This is a genomic window from Mycobacterium sp. E1715, from assembly GCF_001667625.1.
In the GTDB taxonomy this organism is placed as follows: Bacteria; Actinomycetota; Actinomycetes; order Mycobacteriales; family Mycobacteriaceae; genus Mycobacterium.
On the sequence record NZ_LZJJ01000124.1, the window covers coordinates 12,335 to 30,081 of the forward strand.

18 protein-coding genes and 1 pseudogene are annotated in these 17,747 nt (G+C 66.8%); 8 read left to right on the forward strand and 11 right to left on the reverse strand.

Annotated elements, in window-relative coordinates; genetic code table 11:
• Nucleotides 1-40 precede the first annotated feature (40 nt).
• Both phoP and A9X03_RS06870 read left to right on the forward strand, forming a co-directional pair.
• Nucleotides 41-760, forward strand: a complete 720-nt coding sequence (phoP, locus tag A9X03_RS06865) for a two-component system response regulator PhoP (protein WP_067761426.1) — start codon at nucleotides 41-43, stop codon at nucleotides 758-760.
• A gap of 40 nt (nucleotides 761-800) precedes the next feature.
• Nucleotides 801-2,259, forward strand: a pseudogene (locus A9X03_RS06870) (sensor histidine kinase).
• Here A9X03_RS06870 and A9X03_RS06875 read toward each other — a convergent pair.
• Nucleotides 2,231-2,635 (reverse strand): HIT family protein, encoded by a 405-nt coding sequence (locus tag A9X03_RS06875; RefSeq protein WP_067785780.1) that lies wholly within the window; start codon nucleotides 2,633-2,635, stop codon nucleotides 2,231-2,233. The pseudogene A9X03_RS06870 and the gene A9X03_RS06875 overlap by 29 nt on opposite strands.
• A gap of 151 nt (nucleotides 2,636-2,786) precedes the next feature.
• Between A9X03_RS06875 and A9X03_RS06880 the strand changes: the two genes are divergently transcribed.
• Complete coding sequence (locus A9X03_RS06880; protein WP_067785783.1) at nucleotides 2,787-3,443, forward strand: dihydrofolate reductase family protein; 657 nt, start codon at nucleotides 2,787-2,789, stop codon at nucleotides 3,441-3,443.
• Nucleotides 3,444-3,456: 13 nt separating this feature from the next.
• Here A9X03_RS06880 and A9X03_RS06885 read toward each other — a convergent pair whose 3' ends face one another.
• The 9 genes from A9X03_RS06885 to A9X03_RS06925 form a co-directional block, all read right to left on the reverse strand.
• Nucleotides 3,457-3,876: a ketosteroid isomerase family protein gene (locus tag A9X03_RS06885; RefSeq protein ID WP_067761479.1), complete on the reverse strand. Its 420-nt coding sequence runs from the start codon at nucleotides 3,874-3,876 to the stop codon at nucleotides 3,457-3,459.
• A gap of 17 nt (nucleotides 3,877-3,893) precedes the next feature.
• Entirely contained in the window at nucleotides 3,894-5,948 is a 2,055-nt protein-coding gene (locus A9X03_RS06890; RefSeq protein WP_067761438.1) for an FAD-dependent oxidoreductase, read from the reverse strand.
• A 21-nt stretch (nucleotides 5,949-5,969) separates the two neighbouring features.
• On the reverse strand, nucleotides 5,970-7,097 hold the full coding sequence (locus tag A9X03_RS06895) for an NDMA-dependent alcohol dehydrogenase (protein WP_067761441.1): 1,128 nt from the start codon (nucleotides 7,095-7,097) through the stop codon (nucleotides 5,970-5,972).
• A 153-nt stretch (nucleotides 7,098-7,250) separates the two neighbouring features.
• Complete coding sequence (locus A9X03_RS06900; protein ID WP_067269381.1) at nucleotides 7,251-7,790, reverse strand: hypothetical protein; 540 nt, start codon at nucleotides 7,788-7,790, stop codon at nucleotides 7,251-7,253.
• Nucleotides 7,791-7,792: 2 nt separating this feature from the next.
• A complete protein-coding gene (locus A9X03_RS06905) occupies nucleotides 7,793-8,002 on the reverse strand; it encodes a ferredoxin (RefSeq protein WP_067761444.1) in 210 nt (69 codons plus the stop codon).
• A gap of 6 nt (nucleotides 8,003-8,008) precedes the next feature.
• Entirely contained in the window at nucleotides 8,009-9,379 is a 1,371-nt protein-coding gene (locus A9X03_RS06910) for a cytochrome P450 (protein ID WP_068260289.1), read from the reverse strand.
• On the reverse strand, nucleotides 9,372-10,202 hold the full coding sequence (locus A9X03_RS06915) for an SDR family oxidoreductase (RefSeq protein WP_067761450.1): 831 nt from the start codon (nucleotides 10,200-10,202) through the stop codon (nucleotides 9,372-9,374). The genes A9X03_RS06910 and A9X03_RS06915 overlap by 8 nt, the downstream gene beginning before the upstream one ends.
• Nucleotides 10,203-11,429 (reverse strand): cytochrome P450, encoded by a 1,227-nt coding sequence (locus A9X03_RS06920; RefSeq protein WP_068260292.1) that lies wholly within the window; start codon nucleotides 11,427-11,429, stop codon nucleotides 10,203-10,205.
• Entirely contained in the window at nucleotides 11,426-12,064 is a 639-nt protein-coding gene (locus A9X03_RS06925) for a TetR/AcrR family transcriptional regulator (RefSeq protein WP_068015010.1), read from the reverse strand. The genes A9X03_RS06920 and A9X03_RS06925 overlap by 4 nt, the downstream gene beginning before the upstream one ends.
• 207 nt (nucleotides 12,065-12,271) lie before the next feature.
• Between A9X03_RS06925 and A9X03_RS06930 the strand changes: the two genes are divergently transcribed.
• The 4 genes from A9X03_RS06930 to A9X03_RS06945 are packed head-to-tail and all read left to right on the forward strand — an operon-like array spanning nucleotide 12,272 to nucleotide 15,794.
• A complete protein-coding gene (locus A9X03_RS06930) occupies nucleotides 12,272-13,738 on the forward strand; it encodes an aldehyde dehydrogenase (RefSeq protein WP_068260294.1) in 1,467 nt (488 codons plus the stop codon).
• 18 nt (nucleotides 13,739-13,756) lie between these two features.
• Nucleotides 13,757-14,506 (forward strand): SDR family oxidoreductase, encoded by a 750-nt coding sequence (locus tag A9X03_RS06935; RefSeq protein WP_067761462.1) that lies wholly within the window; start codon nucleotides 13,757-13,759, stop codon nucleotides 14,504-14,506.
• The gene (locus A9X03_RS06940) at nucleotides 14,503-15,360 is read left to right on the forward strand and encodes an NAD(P)-dependent oxidoreductase (protein WP_068260302.1); all 858 of its coding nucleotides are present in this window, start codon (nucleotides 14,503-14,505) and stop codon (nucleotides 15,358-15,360) included. The genes A9X03_RS06935 and A9X03_RS06940 overlap by 4 nt, the downstream gene beginning before the upstream one ends.
• Nucleotides 15,360-15,794: a carboxymuconolactone decarboxylase family protein gene (locus A9X03_RS06945; RefSeq protein ID WP_067761468.1), complete on the forward strand. Its 435-nt coding sequence runs from the start codon at nucleotides 15,360-15,362 to the stop codon at nucleotides 15,792-15,794. The genes A9X03_RS06940 and A9X03_RS06945 overlap by 1 nt, the downstream gene beginning before the upstream one ends.
• Here the strand turns inward: A9X03_RS06945 and A9X03_RS30795 are convergent, their stop codons facing one another.
• A complete protein-coding gene (locus tag A9X03_RS30795) occupies nucleotides 15,795-17,513 on the reverse strand; it encodes a LuxR C-terminal-related transcriptional regulator (RefSeq protein WP_068260305.1) in 1,719 nt (572 codons plus the stop codon).
• A gap of 18 nt (nucleotides 17,514-17,531) precedes the next feature.
• Between A9X03_RS30795 and A9X03_RS06955 the strand changes: the two genes are divergently transcribed.
• Nucleotides 17,532-17,747: hypothetical protein (locus A9X03_RS06955; protein ID WP_197696028.1), on the forward strand; the 216-nt coding region annotated here is incomplete at its 3' end.

A 17,747-nucleotide genomic window follows, 5' to 3' on the forward strand; every position in this document is an offset into this window, starting at 1 on the left:
ATTTACGTAGGAAACGTTCAACTAAGGGGCGAAGAACCTGATGACCGCGGCATCCCCAAACGAAACGAAACCGGAGGCTCGCGTCCTCGTGGTCGACGACGAGGCCAACATCGTCGAGTTGCTCTCGGTCAGCCTCAAGTTCCAGGGTTTCGAGGTCCACACCGCGACCAACGGAGCCCAGGCGCTGGATCGGGCGCGCGAAGCCCGTCCCGACGCGGTGATCCTCGACGTGATGATGCCCGGCATGGACGGGTTCGGGGTCCTGCGGCGTCTGCGCGCCGACGGGATCGACGCCCCGGCATTATTCCTCACGGCCCGGGATTCGTTGCAGGACAAGATCGCCGGCCTCACCCTCGGCGGCGACGACTACGTGACCAAGCCGTTTAGCCTGGAAGAGGTGGTCGCCCGGCTGCGGGTCATCCTCCGGCGGGCCGGCAAGGGCGGCGCAGAGCCCCGCAGCGCCCGCCTGACGTTCGCCGACATCGAACTCGACGAAGAAACCCACGAAGTGTGGAAGGCCGGCGAACCGGTCTCGCTCTCGCCGACCGAATTCACGCTGCTGCGTTACTTTGTCATCAACGCGGGCACCGTCCTGAGCAAGCCCAAGATCCTCGATCACGTCTGGCGATACGACTTCGGAGGTGACGTCAATGTCGTCGAGTCCTACGTGTCTTACCTGCGGCGCAAGATCGACACCGGCGAGAAGCGGCTCCTGCACACGTTGCGCGGAGTCGGTTATGTGCTGCGGGAACCGCGCTGAGCCCGGGCTCGGTCCCCGGCGCTAGCGAGGAATCACGCACATGGCCACACAGCATCGACGTGAGTTGCCGCTCCGGGTAGGGCTGGTCGCCGCCACCCTGGTCCTGGTGGCCTGCGGCCTGGCGGTCTCGGGCATCGCGGTCACGTCGATCCTGCGGCACAGCCTGGTCAGCCGGATCGATCAGACCCTGCTCGACGCGTCCCGGGGCTGGGCGCAGGCCCCGCGGCGGCAATCGCCGCCGCCCTACGAGGGCCCGGACCCCGCCCGGCCGCCGTCGAAGTTCTATGTGCGCGGCATCGGCACCGACGGCACGCCGTACACCGCCATCAACGACCGCAACGCCGAACCGGCGCTGCCGCCCAACAACGACGTGGGCCCCAACCCGACGACGCTGCCGTCGGTCAATGGGTCCGACATCCAGTGGCGCGCCGTGTCGGTGCGCGGCCCGCACGGCCTGACGACCGTCGCGATCGACCTGTCCGACGTCCAAAACACGGTCAGCTCCCTCGTCTGGCTGCAGATCGGAATCGGGGTCGCGGTGCTGGTCGTGGTCGGCATCGCCGGCTTCGCGGTGGTGCAGCGCAGCCTGCGGCCGCTGTCCGAAGTCGAGCGGACGGCCGCGGCGATCGCCGCCGGCCAGCTGGATCGCCGTGTGCCCGAACGTGATCCGCGCACCGAGGTGGGCCGGCTGTCGCTCGCCCTGAACGGGATGCTCGCGCAGATCCAGCAGGCGCTCGCGTCGTCGGAGTCGTCGGCCGAAAAGGCCCGCGGATCCGAGGAGCGGATGCGACGGTTCATCACCGACGCCAGTCACGAGCTGCGGACCCCGCTGACCACCATCCGGGGCTTCGCCGAGCTGTATCGCCAGGGCGCCGCACGCGATGTCGCCATGTTGCTGTCCCGGATCGAAAGTGAAGCCAGCCGAATGGGTCTGCTGGTCGACGACCTGCTGCTGCTGGCCCGCCTCGATGTGCAGCGGCCGCTCGAGCACAACCGGGTCGACTTGCTCGCGCTGGCCAGCGACGCGGTCCACGACGCGCAGGCGATGGACCCGAAACGCGCCATCACCATGGAGGTGCTCGACGGCCCCGGCACCCCGGAGGTGCTCGGCGACGAACCGCGGATCCGGCAGGTGCTCAGCAACCTGGTCGCCAACGCCTTGCAGCACACTCCGGAGAACGCCGACGTCACCGTCCGGGTCGGCACCAAGGGCGCGGACGCGGTGCTGGAAGTGGCCGACAAGGGACCCGGCATGACCGAGCAGGACGCATCACGGGTCTTCGAGCGGTTCTATCGCACCGATTCGTCGCGGGCACGCGCCAGCGGTGGTACCGGGTTGGGGCTGTCGATCGTCGACTCACTCGTGCGTGCGCACGGTGGCCACGTCAAGGTGACGACCTCGCCAGGGGAGGGCTGCTGTTTCCGCGTCACGCTGCCGCGCGTCAGCGAGGTACCGGCCCAGGAGCCGGTTCACGCCAATTGAGCCAGCGCCGCCTTGATCTTGGCTTGGGCCTCGTCCATGGACTCCGGTGACGGATTGCGGTCGACGTTGGCGAACCCGAAGTCGCTCAGACGGCGGGTGGGAAAGACGTGGACGTGCAGATGGGGCACCTCGAGCCCGGCGATGATCACCCCCGCGCGCTCGGTCCGGAAGGCCTTGCACACGGCCTTGCCGATGAGCTGACTCACGGCCATGATCCGGCCGAAGGTCGCGCCGTCGACGTCTTGCCACTGATCGATTTCGGCCCGCGGTACCACCAGCGTGTGACCCTGGGTCATGGGCTCGATCGTCAGGAACGCGACCACGTCGTCGTCCTCGTAGACAAAGCGGCCGGGAAGTTCACGGTTGATGATCTTGGTGAAGATCGACGCCATGGCCCCAGCATAGGGGCGCCGAAGTTTTCGCCATGGCCGTGGTCGGCCTCACGGCACGACTGTGAAGGCAATCCGGGCGATGAGTTGGACGCGCGCTGACGGTCAGTCCAGGAAAGGACCATCGACCCGCCAATCCCCAAGGAGTTCGACCATGTCACAGGTGCGCGTGCACAACTTCTCGGTTTCCCTCGACGGCTATGCCACTGGCAGTGGCCAAAGCCTCGATGCGCCTTTCGGGCATGCCGGCGGCCGCTTACACGAGTGGTTCTTCCGGACGCGCACCTTTCGGGCGATGCACGGCGAATCGGGTGGCACTACCGGTGTCGACGACGCGCTGGCCGGCCAATGGTGGCCGGGCATCGGTGCGGAAATCATGGGGCGCAACAAGTTCGGGCCGCAGCGGGGCCCGTGGACGGGCCAGCCGGGCGGTGAGGAGTGGAAAGGCTGGTGGGGCGCCGAGCCGCCATTTCACACCCCGGTGTTCGTGCTCACCCACCATCCCCGGCCGCCGATCGAGATGGACGGCGGCACCACCTTTCACTTCGTCGACGCCGGTCCGGAGCAAGCTATCCAGCTGGCCCGTAACGCGGCGGGGGATCTGGATATCCGCCTCGGTGGGGGACCTTCGACCGTCCGCGAATTCATCGCCGCGGACCTCGTCGACCACCTTCACGTTGTGCTGGTGCCCATCATCTTGGGGCGGGGGGAGTCGTTGTGGGAGGGGCTTGAGGACTTCCAGCAGCGATTCACGGTGGAGTCGGTGAGCAGTCCCAGCGGCGTCACGCACCTGATCTTCAGGCGCCGCTGACCACGCGGTGGCATCATCCCTCCTGGCCGAACTCCATGACATCGAGGTTCCAGTACCCGCGCATGTTGGTGATCAGCCCCGCCTCGTTGACCTTATAGGTGAACACGCCGCGGACCCTGCTGGTGAGACCGCCCTCAAACTTGCTCTGTAGCACCAGGATATGAGCGATCTCATCGGGAGAGCTGGACGGGAAAGTCTCTTCGCACGTGATGGTCAGCTGATTCTTGGCGATGTTGTTGTCGAAGAACTCGCCGACGGCGGCCTTGCCGCGCACGCCGGTGCCATCGGGGTTGGTGACGGACTTGCCGATCGGATCCTCGATGACGACGTCGTCGGTCATCAGCGCTAGCCAGCCGTCCCGGTCTTTGCCTTGCGCGCAGCGCCACGACGACTGCGACGCGGCTAGCGCGGGGGATTGAGCGGTTTGGGTCATGATCATCTCTCCTATCACTAGATTGCGCACGCCGCGCGTGCGCCTTCCTCGGTTGCCTTGCGGATCAGTCCCAGCCCGGTGCAGTCACCGGCAGCCTGCACCTGGGCGCCGGGCAGGGCGGCGACCAGCGCGTCGAACAAAGTGGTGTCGGGTTCGACCGTTCCGGCCAGCACGACGCTGTCGGCCTGCAACCGCCGGCTGGTGCCCCCCGCGGGCGTGAACAGCACCGCGTCGCCGGCGATCCGTTCCACGGTCGCCCGGACATGCACGGTGACGCCGAGCCGGTCGAGGCGATCCATGTGCTCAGTCCTGCGTTTGTTGCCCACTTCCGGGGCGATGTTCCTGCCGGATTCGAGCATCGACACCAACCGGCCCCGGCTCGCCAGGAATTCGGCCAGCTCCAGGGCGACCAGGTCACCGCCGACGATGACGACCCGGCGCCCGAACGGCATCCAGGCGCGACTGGCCAGCCGAACCGCGCCGGGCCGCAGGAGCCGTTGCCGCCAGCCGCCGAGCGCGGCAGCCCCCAGCCGCTGCCAGGTCGGTGCGCCCGATCGGGCTTGGCCGCCGAGCAATTCGCGCAATCCGGGTCCGCTATACACGTGCGGCAGGTCGGACCCCGGGATCGCCGGCACGGCCACCCGGCCCCCGGTGGCCACGACCACCGCGTCCGGGTCGGTGTCGACGACGTCCTGAGTCGAAACCGCCCGGCCCAAGCGGACTTCCGCGCCGCTGAGGTCGATCTCGTCGCGCAGGTAGCGCAGGAACGGCTGGTTCTCCGGATGCAGGACCGACGCCCAGCGCAGCGCCCCGCCCAGCGCGGCGCCGCGTTCGAAAAGCGTGACGCGGTGACCGCGTTGGGCGGCGACCCGCGCGGCCTCCAGCCCGGCCGGCCCGCCGCCGACCACCACCACGCGCTTGGCGCGCGCCACCGGAGCCGCGGCCAATTCACGTTCTTTGCCGGTACGCGGATTGACGGCACAGTCGACCGAGAAACGCTGTTCCATTGCGTCGATGCAGTTTTCGCACGAGATGCACCTGCGGACCCGGTGTGCCTGCCCGTCGCGCACCTTGCGCGGCAGGTCGGGATCGGCCAACAGGGGACGCCCCATGGCGATGAAATCGGCGCGCCCGTCGGCCAGGATCCGTTCGGCGCGGGCCGGGTCGTGGATGCGGCCGACGGCGATCACCGGCACGTCGACCACCTGCTTGACGGCGGCCGCGGCCCCGACGTTCAGCTCGTCCCCGTCGTCGGCGCCGTTGACCATTCCGGTCACCAAACGATCGATGACACCGCCGCTCACGTGGAACGCGTCCACACCGGCCGTCACGAACTCCGGTGCCAATTGCGCCGTCTCGAAGATGGGCCGCCCACCCGCGACCCGTTCGTAGCCGGAGACGCGCAACGTGATCGGCAGGGCGGTACCGATCTCGGAGCGGATCGCGGCCAGCGCCTCCAGCACAACCCGCGCCCGACCGCGCGCCGAATCGCCACGATAGTCGTCGGTGCGCCGATTGCGTTGCGGGGCAAGGAAGGAGCCCAGCAGCATGTAGCCGTGCGCGGCGTGCAGCTCGATGCCGTCGTAGCCGGCCTCGACGGCCCGCCGAGCCGCGGCCTTGAACAGATCGAGTACGGCGCACAGCTGTTGCTTGCTGATCTCGGCCGACGGGCGCCCGGTGAGGTAGGACGGAATCACCGACGGTCCCAACGACGTGACCCCGAAGATCTCGGGTCCCAGGCCGTCGGGACCGGCGTGCACGATCTGGGGCTGGATCTTGGCGCCGTGTTGGTGCACGACCTCCACCAGGGCCCGATGTGCGTCGACGGCCTCGTCGGTGGCCAGGTGCAGTCCGCCGGGCGTCTCGGGGTGGTGGTGGTCGATCCCGGTGGCGCCCAGCGTGATCAGGCCGACGCCGCCCTTGGCGCGGGCGGCGAAGTAGTCGCGGGTGCGCTCCGACGGCAGCCCATCGGGAGTGCCGTACATGGTCTCCATCGGAGACATGACGACGCGGTTGCGCACCGTCATGGCGCCGATTCGGCCCGGCGCCATCAGGTGACCGAACCCGGTCACTTGCGACTCAGCGGCTGGGAGTTACCGGTCGGCGTCCGTGTACCGGATGACGCCGCGAATGTTCTTGCCGTCCAGCATGTCCTGGTAGCCCTCGTTGATCTGCTCGAGGCGGTACTGGGTGGTCACCATGTCGTCCAGGTTCAGCTTGCCGGCCTGGTACATCGACAGCAGCTGCGGGATGTCGTACTGCGGGTTGCCGCCACCGAAGATGGTGCCCTGCAGGTTCTTCTGCATCAGGGTGAGCATGGCCAGGTTCAGGTTGACGTTGGTGTCCAGCAGGCTGCCGATGGCGGTCAGCACGCAGGTGCCGCCCTTCTGGGTGATGTTGAGGTAGTTGTCGATGTCGGCACCGTGCAGTTCGCCGACCGTGACAACGACCTTGTGGGCCATCAGGCCGTAAGTGACCTCCATGATGCCCATCAGCGCGGCGTTGATGTCGGGATAGACATGCGTGGCGCCGAATTTCAGCGCCTGATCGCGCTTCCATTCGACCGGGTCGATCGCGAAGATGTAGCGCGCACCGGCGTTCACGGCGCCCTGCAGCGCGGCCATGCCGACCCCGCCGACGCCCACGATGGCGACGTCCTGGCCCGGCCGGATGTCGGCGGTGCGGACCGCCGAGCCGTAACCGGTGGTGACGCCGCAGCCGACCAGCGCGGCCACCTCGAACGGTACGGACGGGTCGATCTTCACCACGGAGCTGCGGTGCACCACCATGTACGGCGAGAAGGTGCCCAGCAGCGTCATGGGGAAGACGTTCTGGCCACGCGCTTGGATGCGGAACGTGCCGTCGGAGACCGCGGCACCGCCGAGCAGGCCGGCTCCCAGGTCGCACAGGTTGCGCATGCCGGCCTGGCAGGTCGCGCATTGCCCGCAGGACGGGATGAACGACAGCACCACGTGGTCACCCGGGGCGATGTCTTCGACGCCTGGGCCGACCTCGGTGACGATGCCGGCACCCTCATGCCCGCCCAGCACCGGGAAGCCGGCCATCGGGATTCCGCCGGTGACGAGGTGGTGATCGGAGTGGCACATGCCGGCCGCTTCCATCTGGATCTTGACCTCGTGCGCTTGCGGGTCGCCGATCTCGATTTCCTCGATGGACCAGGGCTGGTTGAACTCCCAGATCAGTGCGCCTTTTGTCTTCACGATGGTCCTGACCCCATTTCGCCTTTGAATCGATCAGCGCTGTCCGGCCCGTTGTGCCGGACAGCTTGGTGACGGGCGCCACAGCACCCTTGTCGCGTCAGCATAGCGCGTGCAACAAATCAAATGCTTGGTTGGTCCGTCCTCGGTCCGCGGTCACCAGATCGGAACCGGCGCCTGGCCGAGCGGGTAGTAGCCCGGCAGCTTCTCGCCGGCGATGCTGCGCTCGATCCGCTTCTGCATGCCGGTGCTGAGGTCGCCCGACTCGATCAGGGTCGCGAACATCTTCGCGACGTGGCCGAAGTCGAAGAAGTCTCGCTGCCACTCGATGAGATTGTCGGCGTTGAGGCGAAACCAGCTGCCGCCGATGCCGTAGATCTCGTCCTGGGTGCCGTCCGACTTGTTGACGATCTGCTTCCAGAAGCCGACGATCTCGCCCTGCTTCTCGTCGATGAGGACCTTCTGGTACTCGTACACCCAGTTCTCCAGGCCTTCCATCTCGAGACCGAGGGCGATGTCGCGGATCTCGTCGACGCCGACGCACATCACGTCTTCCTTGGGGCCGATGTTCCAGCCGTACGTGGCGTCCTGGGCGTAGAAGTCGGCCAACGGCCGCCAGTCACCGGCCTTCTCGCAGTCCTTGTTGGCCTGTAGCCAGCGATCGACCCATGTCTCGAGTTCCTCACGTGACGCCATCGTCAGTCTCCTTTGTCTTCTTTGATGAACAGTGCATGCGTTGGGCACATCTCGACCGCGCGTTCGACTTCGTCGCGGGCGTCCTCGGGCGGTTCGGGATCAAGGATCTCGACCTTGCCCCGTTTGGGCACCCGGAAGTAGTCCGGTGCCTCCAGTTCGCACATGGCATGCCCCTGGCAGAGATCCAGATCCGCTTCGATTCGAAAACCCATGAGTGGTCAGGCTTTCCGCTTGCGGTAGCGCACCTTCGCCGGGCGGGCGAGCTGGACGACCATCTTGGAGTGGTCATTGTGATAGCTGTCGGCCGGCTGTGCCATTTCGAACTCGTACTCGCGAAGGAGAACCGAGAAGATCGCTTTGATCTGCATCTGGGCGAAAGCGGCGCCCACACAGCGATGCCGGCCGGCGCCGAACGGAATCCAGGTCCAACGGTTGACGATGTCGGCCTGCTCGGGCTTGTTGTAGCGGTCGGGGTTGAACGCGTCCGGGTCGGGGAAGTCCTCGGGAATCCGATTCGAAATCGCGGGGGACGCCGCGACGAAGTCCCCCTTGTGAATCGGGAAGCCCTGCACCTCGAACTCGCCCTGCGCCACGCGCATCAGGATGATCAGTGGCGGGTGCAGCCGCAGGGTCTCCTTGACCACGTTGTCCAGTTTCGGAATCGACCGCAGTGCATGGAAACTCACCTCTTGCCCGTCGGCGTACAGCTCCTCGAGCTCGGCCAGCACCTCGGCGTAGACCTCGGGGTGGCGGATCAGCTCGATCAGCGTCCACGCGGAAGTTCCGGAACTGGTGTGGTGCCCCGCGAACATCAACGAGATGAACATCCCGGTCACCTCGTCGGCCGAGAAGCGCGGTTTGCCCTCCTCGTCCCTGATCGAGACCAGCACGTCGAGCATGTCGCGGTCGGACTTGTCCTTCGGCGGATTGGCCAGCCGCTGATCCATGATCTCCTGCACCAGGGCGACGAGCTTGACGCGCGCCTCGTCGCGGAGCTTGAAACTTTCGATCGGCAGGTACGGATCGACGTAACACAGGGGGTCGGTACCGCGCTCCAGCATGTGGTAGTACTCCGCGAACCGGTGGTCGAGCTGCTCGCGGAACTTCAGCCCGATCAGGCAGGCGGTCGAGGTGTAGATGGTCAGCTCCGCGAAGAAGTCGAGCAGCTCGATCTCGCCGTGCTCGCCCCAGCCGGCGATCATCTTCTTGACCTCGCCCTCGATGGTGGCGGCGTGGCCCTTCATCTGCTCGCCGCGCAGCGCCGAGTTGTGCAGCATTTCCTTGCGCCGCTCGGGGCTGGCATCGAACACGACGCCCTTGCCGAAGATCGGCGTCATGAACGGGTACGCCTCGGCCTGGTCCAGATCCTCGTCGGCCGAGCGGAAGAAGAACTCGTTGGCGCCGGCACCGGAAAGCAGGATGACGTGCTTATCGACCAGCTGGAACCAGCCGACGTCGCCGCACTCTTCCCGCACCCGCTTCATCAAACCGATTGGGTCCGTGCGGAATTCCTCGAGGTGACCGTGCTCTTCCTCGCCGCCGGAAACGCGGGGCACGATAGCGGTGTTCGCCGTAGTTGCATCAGCCATGTCCTGGCATCCCTTCTTCGCCCAGTGCGAGCTTCTGGCGATCCTTCTTGTCGGCCAACGGGGCTTCGGGCTGAAGCTCCATGTTGGCGATGAAGCCACCGCGCGGGGTCTCGGCGACAAACGTGATGGCGCGCGCCAGGTCCGCCGCCCGCAGGAAGTAGTCGTGACGGGCCTGGCCCCACTTGGCCCAGTCCTCCAGGGCGGGGCCGATCTTCTCGGCCGGCAGGCTCCAGCCCATCGACGTCTTCGTCGGTCCGGGGTGCACGATCGAAGCCCGCACGCCGGTGCCCTCGAGCTCCATCTGGAAGTTGGTGACCATGGCGACGAGCGCGGCCTTGGCGGCCCCATAGGCGCCCATGTGCGGCCGCTGGCGCAGGGCGACGTCGGAGCCGACGAAGATCAAGTCGCCGCGCTGCCGCTCCAACATGCCCGGAAGGACGGTGGAGGTCAACCGGAACGCGCCGACCAGATGGATCTGCAGCTGTGACTCGAATTCGTCGCCTGCGATCTCGGCGAGCTTGCCGAAGTAGGTGTCGCCCGCGCCGGCCACCAGCACCTCGATAGGCCCGAGCGCGTCGACAGACTGTGCGACAAAGGATTTCACTGAGTTGGGGTCCGTGACGTCCAGATGGAATCCGACCGCCTCGCCGCCTTCGGCGTTGATCTTGCCGACGATGTCGTTGAGTTTCTCTACGCGCCGGGCACCGAGGGCGACCGGAAAGCCATGCGCCGCGAGCTCGATGGCGGTGGCCTCTCCGATACCGGACGAGGCGCCGGCCACGATCGCCGGCCGTCGTTCGGGCAGGGGGTCGAAGCGGGGCATTCAGCGGACCTCCACGGTCATCGGTAGGTGAGCGAATCCGCGGACGTTGCTGGAGTGGACGCGGACGGCGTTGGCCTCGTCCACCTCATATCCGCGGATTCGCTTGAACAACTCGGTGAGCGCGACCCGGGCTTCCATCCGCGCCAGATGCGCGCCCAGGCAGAAATGTGCGCCACTGCCGAAACTCAAGAGTTTCGGCCCGATTTCGCGCCCGATCAGATAGTCGTCGGGGTTGTCGAACACCCGCTCGTCGCGGTGGCCCGAACCGGGCAACAGCAGCAGGACGTCGCCCTCGGGGATGGTGGTGTCGTAGAGGGTGAGCTCCCCGGACACGGTGCGGGCCAGGATCTGGCTGGAGGTGTCGTAGCGCAGGGTCTCCTCGACCCACTGCGGCACCAGTGCAGGGTCGGCATAGACCGGAGTCAGTTGATCCGGGTTCTTGTGCCCCCAAAAGGCCGCATTCGCAAGCAGTTTGGTGGTGGTCTCATTTCCGGCGATCACCATCAAGAACATGAAGCCGAGCACTTCGTCGTCGGTGAGGCGGTCGCCGTCGATCTCGGCCTCCAGCAGCGCCGAGGTCAGGTCGTTCGTCAATTTCTTGCGCCGCTTGGCCACCATGCCCTGGTAGTAGACGATCAGGTTGATGGAGGCCTCGACCGCCTCCGGCGGCACGTCGGTGACACCCTCGTCGCGGTGCATCACGCCGTCGGCCCACGCCCGGACCTGAATTCGATCCGGCTCGGGAACGCCCATCAACTCGGAGATGACGTCCATGGGCAGCTTTCCGGCGAACTCGTCGACGTAGTCGACCGTGCCGTCCGCTGAAGACCTGGCCTTTTCCAGCATGGTGTCCAGGTGTCGGGTCGCGATCTCGGTGACACTCGGCTCCAGCTCCCGAATCCGCCTGGGGGTGAACCCTTTCGAAACGAGCGTCCGCAGCCGCAGATGCGCGGGGTCGTCCATCGCCAGAAAGGACATCGTCTTGGACGCGTGCGGGCCGCGCGACGCCGGATCCAGCGAGACGCCGTACTTGTTGGACAGCGTGGTGCTGTTGCGGAACCCCTGCAGCACATCTTGGTGCCGCGACAGCGCCCAGAACTTCAGCTCGTCGTTGCGATACAGCGGCGCCTCGTCGCGCAGCCGCTTGTAGTACGGATACGGATCTTCGTGGAAGTCGTAGTCGTAGGGATCGAGGACCAGCTCGTGGTCGCCAACATGAACGGTCATTCGGTGCTCGTCTCCTGGCTCGTCTCTCCGGCGCCGGTGAGAATCAGCCGCACCACGTAGGCCAGCCGGTCGGCGATCTCGCGGTAGGTGAATTCGCCGCTGCCGGCCTGCACCAGCGCCCCGAAGAACGACATCTCCAGCGCGGAAACGGCGGTGGGATCGGCGTCGGGGCCCATGGCGGACGTGATTCTGCGGTGGATCTCCGCGCCGATCCGGTCGCGCGCGGCGGCCACCGCGGGCTCTGCGCCCCCGCTGAGCAACGCAGTCGTGCATGCGGCGCTGACCTCGGGTTCGTCGGCGACCACCAGGGCCAGGTGGCGCAACACCTGCTCGACCCGGTTGGGCATCGGTTCGTTGACGTCGGTGAAATAGGGGACCTGCCGCACCAGGTCGAGGTAGACCTCGGCGATCAGGTGGTTCTTCGAAGAGAAGTACGTGTAGGCGGTGGCGGGGGCGACCTTGGCGCGAGCCGCGACCGCGCGGACCGTGAGGTCCGCGTACGACTTCTCCCGCAGCGTCTCGATGCCGGCCGCCAGCACCTTGCGGAACGTCTCCTCTTGGCGGCGGTTGCGCGCCGGCGGACCGCTCTGGTGTTCGGCCTGAGACGTGATCGTCACCAGTGCATCGCTGGACACATGTCCAAGCTATCGGACGGACGAGACCGGAAGCAAGCCTGATCGGCAAAGATGCCCGTTAATGTGGCATTTTTCGCCCGGCAACCGCCGGCATCGAGATCGGCCCTTGCACCGTGGATGGCGCGGCAGCTATGGTTCGATCGGACGATATCGGACAACTGTCCACTTGGTTCGCATGCGCGATTGCCGCACAGACGGGAGCGGGAGATGGCCTTGCTGGCCGACGGCGTGAGCACACTTTTCATCGACGGCAAGATGTCGCCCGGCAGCGCCGGCACTTTCCCGACGATCAATCCGGCGACCGAGGAAGTCCTGGGGGCGGCGGCCGACGCCGACGCCGACGACATGGCCCGTGCCATCGACGCCGCTCGGCGCGCCTTTGACGAGACGGACTGGTCGCGCGACACCGAACTGAGGGTGCGGTGCGTGCGGCAGCTGCGCGCGGCGATGCAGCAGCACCTCGAAGAGCTGCGCGACCTGACCATTGCCGAGGTCGGCGCGCCGCGAATGCTCACGAGCATCGCCCAGCTGGAGGGTCCGGTCAACGATCTCGCGTTCGCGGCCGACACCGCCGAATCCTACGAGTACAACCAGGATCTCGGCGATGCGTCGCCGATGGGTATCCCCACCCGCCGCACCATCGCCCGTGAGGCTGTCGGCGTCGTCGGAGCCATCACCCCGTGGAATTTTCCCCATCAGATCAACCTCGCCAAGATCGGGCCCGCGCTGGCCGCCGGTAATACCGTCGTCCTGAAGCCGGCGCCCGACACCCCTTGGTGTGCCGCCGTGCTCGGGGAACTCATCGCCGACCACACCGACTTTCCACCCGGTGTGATCAACATCGTGACGTCCAGCGACCACGGCGTTGGTGCGCTGCTGGCCAAAGACCCTCGGGTGGACATGGTTTCGTTCACCGGGTCGACCGCCACGGGCCGCAGCGTGATGGCCGACGGCGCCGCGACCATCAAGAAGGTGTTCCTCGAGCTGGGCGGCAAGTCGGCGTTCATCGTCCTCGACGACGCCGACTTGAGTGGCGCGGTGGGGATGGCCGGATTCTCGGTGTGCATGCACGCCGGGCAGGGGTGCGCGATCACCACCCGGTTGGTGGTGCCGCGTGCGAAGTATGACGAGGCCGTCGCCATCGCGGCCGCCACAATGGGTGGCATCAAGGCGGGTGACCCCACCGATCCCGGAACCATCTGCGGTCCAGTGATTTCGGCGCGCCAGCGGGACCGGATCCAGGGCTACCTCGACTCGGCCATCGCCGAGGGCGGGACGTTCGCCTGCGGTGGCGGCCGGCCGGCCGACCGCGAAGTCGGCTTCTTCATCGAGCCCACGGTGATCGCGGGACTGGGCAACGACGCGCGCTGCGCACGCGAGGAGATCTTCGGGCCCGTCCTGACGGTGATTCCACACGACGGCGACGACGACGCCGTCCGCATTGCCAACGATTCGCCATATGGGTTGTCGGGCACCGTATTCGGCGCCGACCCGGATAGGGCGGCGCGGGTCGCCGCGCGGGTCCGCGCGGGCACCATCAATGTCAATGGCGGGGTGTGGTACTCGGCCGACGCGCCCTTCGGCGGCTACAAGCAGTCCGGAAACGGTCGCGAGATGGGTCTGGCCGGTTTCGAGGAATACCTGGAACTGAAGACCATCGCGACGGCGATCTGACCAGAGGAGCTAGACAGCATGCGGTTTGAGAACAAGGTCGGCATCGTCACCGGGTCCGGCGGCGGCATCGGCCAGGCCTACGCCGAGGCGCTCGCGCGCGAGGGCGCGGCGGTGGTAGTCGCCGACATCAATGCGGAGGCGGCCGAGGGGGTGGCCAAGCAGATCTCCGCCGACGGCGGCACGGCGATCAGCATCCCGGTCGACGTGTCCGACCCGGCGTCGGCCAAGGCGATGGCGGATCGCACGCTGGCGGAATTCGGGGGCATCGACTACCTGGTCAACAACGCGGCGATCTTCGGCGGCATGAAGCTGGACTTCCTGCTCACCATCGACCCCGAGTACTACAAGAAGTTCATGAGCGTCAACCTCGACGGCGCGTTGTGGTGCACGCGCGCCGTCTACAAGAAGATGGCCAAGCGCGGCGGTGGGGCGATCGTGAACCAGTCGTCCACGGCGGCGTGGTTGTACTCGAACTACTACGGCCTGGCCAAGGCCGGGGTGAACGGTCTGACGCAACAGCTCTCCCGCGAGCTGGGCGGCCAGAACATCCGGATCAACGCGATTGCGCCCGGCCCCATCGACACCGAGGCGAATCGGACGACCACCCCGCAGGAGATGGTCGCCGACATCGTCAAGGGTCTTCCCCTGTCACGCATGGGAACTCCCGAGGATCTGGTCGGGATGTGCCTCTTTCTGCTGTCCGACGAGGCATCGTGGATCACGGGGCAGATCTTCAACGTCGACGGCGGGCAGATCATCCGGTCATGAGTGATCACTACAGGCTGGGTTACATCGGTCTGGGCAACATGGGCGCCCCGATGGCCACAAAGATGACCGAGTGGCCGGGCGGGGTGACGGTTTACGACATCCGGACGGATGCGATGACACCGCTGGCGGAGAAGGGCGCCGGCCTGGCCGACAGTGTCGCCGACGTCGCGTCCGCCGACATCGTCCACGTCACCGTGCTCAACGACGACCAGGTACGTGAGGTCGTCGCCCAGCTGGCCGCCCACGCCAAGCCTGGCACGGTAATCGCGATCCACTCGACCATCAGCGACACCACGGCCGCGGAACTGGCGGCCGAACTCAGACCGCAGGGCATTCACGTCGTGGACGCACCCGTCAGCGGCGGTACGGCCGCCGCCGCGAAAGGCGAGCTGGCCACGATGGTCGGGGCCGATCGCGAGGTGTACGAGCGGATCAAGCCGGCGTTCAAGCACTGGGCGACGGTCGTCATCCACGCCGGCGAGCCGGGCGCGGGGACGCGAATGAAGCTGGCCCGCAACATGTTGACGTTCACGTCGTACGTCGCGGCGTGTGAGGCCATGAACCTGGCCGAGGCCGCGGGCCTGGATCTGCAGGCGCTGGGCCGAGTGGTGCGGCACACCGATGCCCTCACCGGCGGGCCGGGCGCGATCATGGTCCGCGACGACATGAATGACCTTCGGCCGGAACACTTTCTGTATCAGCCGTTCATGCACACCCGTGGTCTGGGGGAAAAGGACCTGAGCCTGGCATTGGCGTTGGGCGAGGCGCTGTCGGTCGACCTGCCCCTGGCCAGGCTGGCGTACGAGGGGCTGGCGGCTGGCCTCGGGCTGCCACAAACAGAGAAAGAGGCGTGATGGACGAACTTCGCCGCAAGGGCCTCGAGAAGATGAACGAGGTTTACGGCTGGGAAATGCCCAACATCGAGGGCGACGCGTATTTTGACCTGACCGTCGACCACCTGTTCGGCAGCATCTGGACGCGACCCGGATTGTCGATGCGCGACAAGCGCATCATGACATTGACCGCCGTGACCGCTGTCGGAAACCGCGACCTGGCCGAGATTCAGATCAACGCCGCGCTGCTCAACGGGGAGCTCACCGAAACCGAGTTGAAGGAGATGGCCGTCTTCCTCACCCACTATCTCGGGTTCCCGCTGGGTTCCGCGCTGAACGGCGCCGTCGACGCCGTCGTCGCCAAGCGCAGGAAGGCCGCGGCCAAAGGGGCGGGGGAGGACAAGAAGGCCAACGTGGACGCCGCGTTGAAGATGCACTCCGGCGACAAGGACTGACTAGGCGTGCCGCGAAGCCTCCTGTGCCAGCTGGACTCTCGAGCTGATGCCGAGCTTGGAATAGACATGGCTGAGATGTGCCTGCACGGTGCGCGCCGAGACGAAAAGCCGTGCGGCGATGTCCTTGTTCTGCAGTCCCTCGCTGACCAGCCTGACCACGTTGATTTCCGCGGGGGTCAGTGACGCCCAGCCCGTTGCGGGTCGCTTGCGTTCACCGCGGCCGCGCCGCGCATAGGCGATCGCTTCCTCCGTGGACAGGGCCTCTCCTTCGGCCCGAGCCCGGTGGAATTCGTCGTCTCCCAACGCGTCGCGCAGGGCCGCGACGGCGGCGTCATGTGCGGCGTCGTGAATCTTGAATCGCACATGCCCGGTTCGTTCTCGTTCTGAGGTTGCCGCTCCCAACAGCCGCGCGGCTTCTCGGTTCGCGCCTGCGCCCGCCGCGAGGGTGGCCAGGCATTCCATGACGTCAGGAAGGACGAAGTACGCCTTGTGGTCGACCGCTCCGGCAAGCGCGCCGTGGGCGTCGCGTTCCGCTTGCTCCCAGTCTCGTTGGGCGATCGCGACCCGCGCACGCTTCACCAGGGCGAGCACCCGATGAACCCCCGGGGCGACGGCAATGGCGTCGTCGGCGCAGCGGCGCGCCGATGTCAGATCCCCCTGTGCGAGCGAGATTTCCGCCAGCGGAATGACGTTGACGACAGCGAGTTCAGGCTGGACCTTCAGCCGCTGCCATGCCGCCTCGCCGGCGCGGGCCGATGCGTCCACATCCCCCGCGGCGACCATCGCGACGGCCAGCGCGGCGTACGCGTAGCCCTGGTTGAAGGGTCCGAGGTCTGTGGCGGCTTCAACGGCTGCATTCGCGGCCACCCGCGCCGCGCTCGTGTCACCGGTGTAGGCGAGCATGTGGCCCAGGCTGACGAGGCTGGCCATCTTCCACGTTTCGTCGTGGGCCGTGTCCGACTCGGCAACCAGCGCCCGGAATTGTGCAATGGCGCCCACCAGATCTCCCTCCCACCACTGCGCCAAACCGATACACCACCGGCACCCGCGAGAGGCGTAGCCGTCGCCGATCGCGTCAGCGATGTCACGGCCTTCTTCACCGGCCGCGCGTGCCGCGACCGGATCCCCCTTGCCCGTGACGGCCGCGAAGGCCTGGAACGCGAGGATCTGGTTCAAACTCCAGTCATCTCCCACGGTGCGAGCGAGGCCGAGCGCTTCGTCGAAGTACGAGCCGGCAACGGCCGCATCGTAGGCGGCGATGATTCCGCAACCTGCAAGCGCGCGAACCACCAACGCCGGGTCGTCGATCTCACGGGCGAGCGCCAGAGCTTCCAACGCCATGTCCATGTTGTCGTGGATGGTCTGCGCGCCCTCGAGTATCGCTTTGTCCGCGAGCGCGCGGGCGCGGACGGGGAGCGGCACCTCCACGTCGTGCGCGGCGGCGTCCGCCAGCGCCACGTCGAACCAGGCTGTGCCCTCCCGCAAACGGCCGCGAGTGGTCCAAAGCGGTTGTAAGACCGAGGCTAGCCGCAACGCCTGCGAGATCTCGGCGTTTTCCCGGCACCACGCGAACGCCGCGCGCAGGTTGTCCATCTCGATGGCGGCCTGCTCGATGCGGCCCAGGAGGTTTGCGGCGAAAGTGACGTCGAGCGGTATCAGACACTCGACCAGCTCACACTGTTGATCGAAAAGTCCCTCGTGGTGGCCGAGGATACGCACTGCGGCGCGCGTTACCGAATGCTGGAGACGATTCGCCAGTACGCCCTGGAGAAGCTCGGCGAGTCCGGTGAGGCCGACGCCGTGCGCGGTCGCCACCGCGACCACTACGTTGCGCTGGCAGCAGAGCTCGACGTGCCGGGGCGCACCGCTCATCAGAGCCGCATCGAGCAGGCCGCCATCGAGATGGACAACCTGCGCGCGGCGTTCGCGTGGTGCCGGGAAAACGCCGAGATC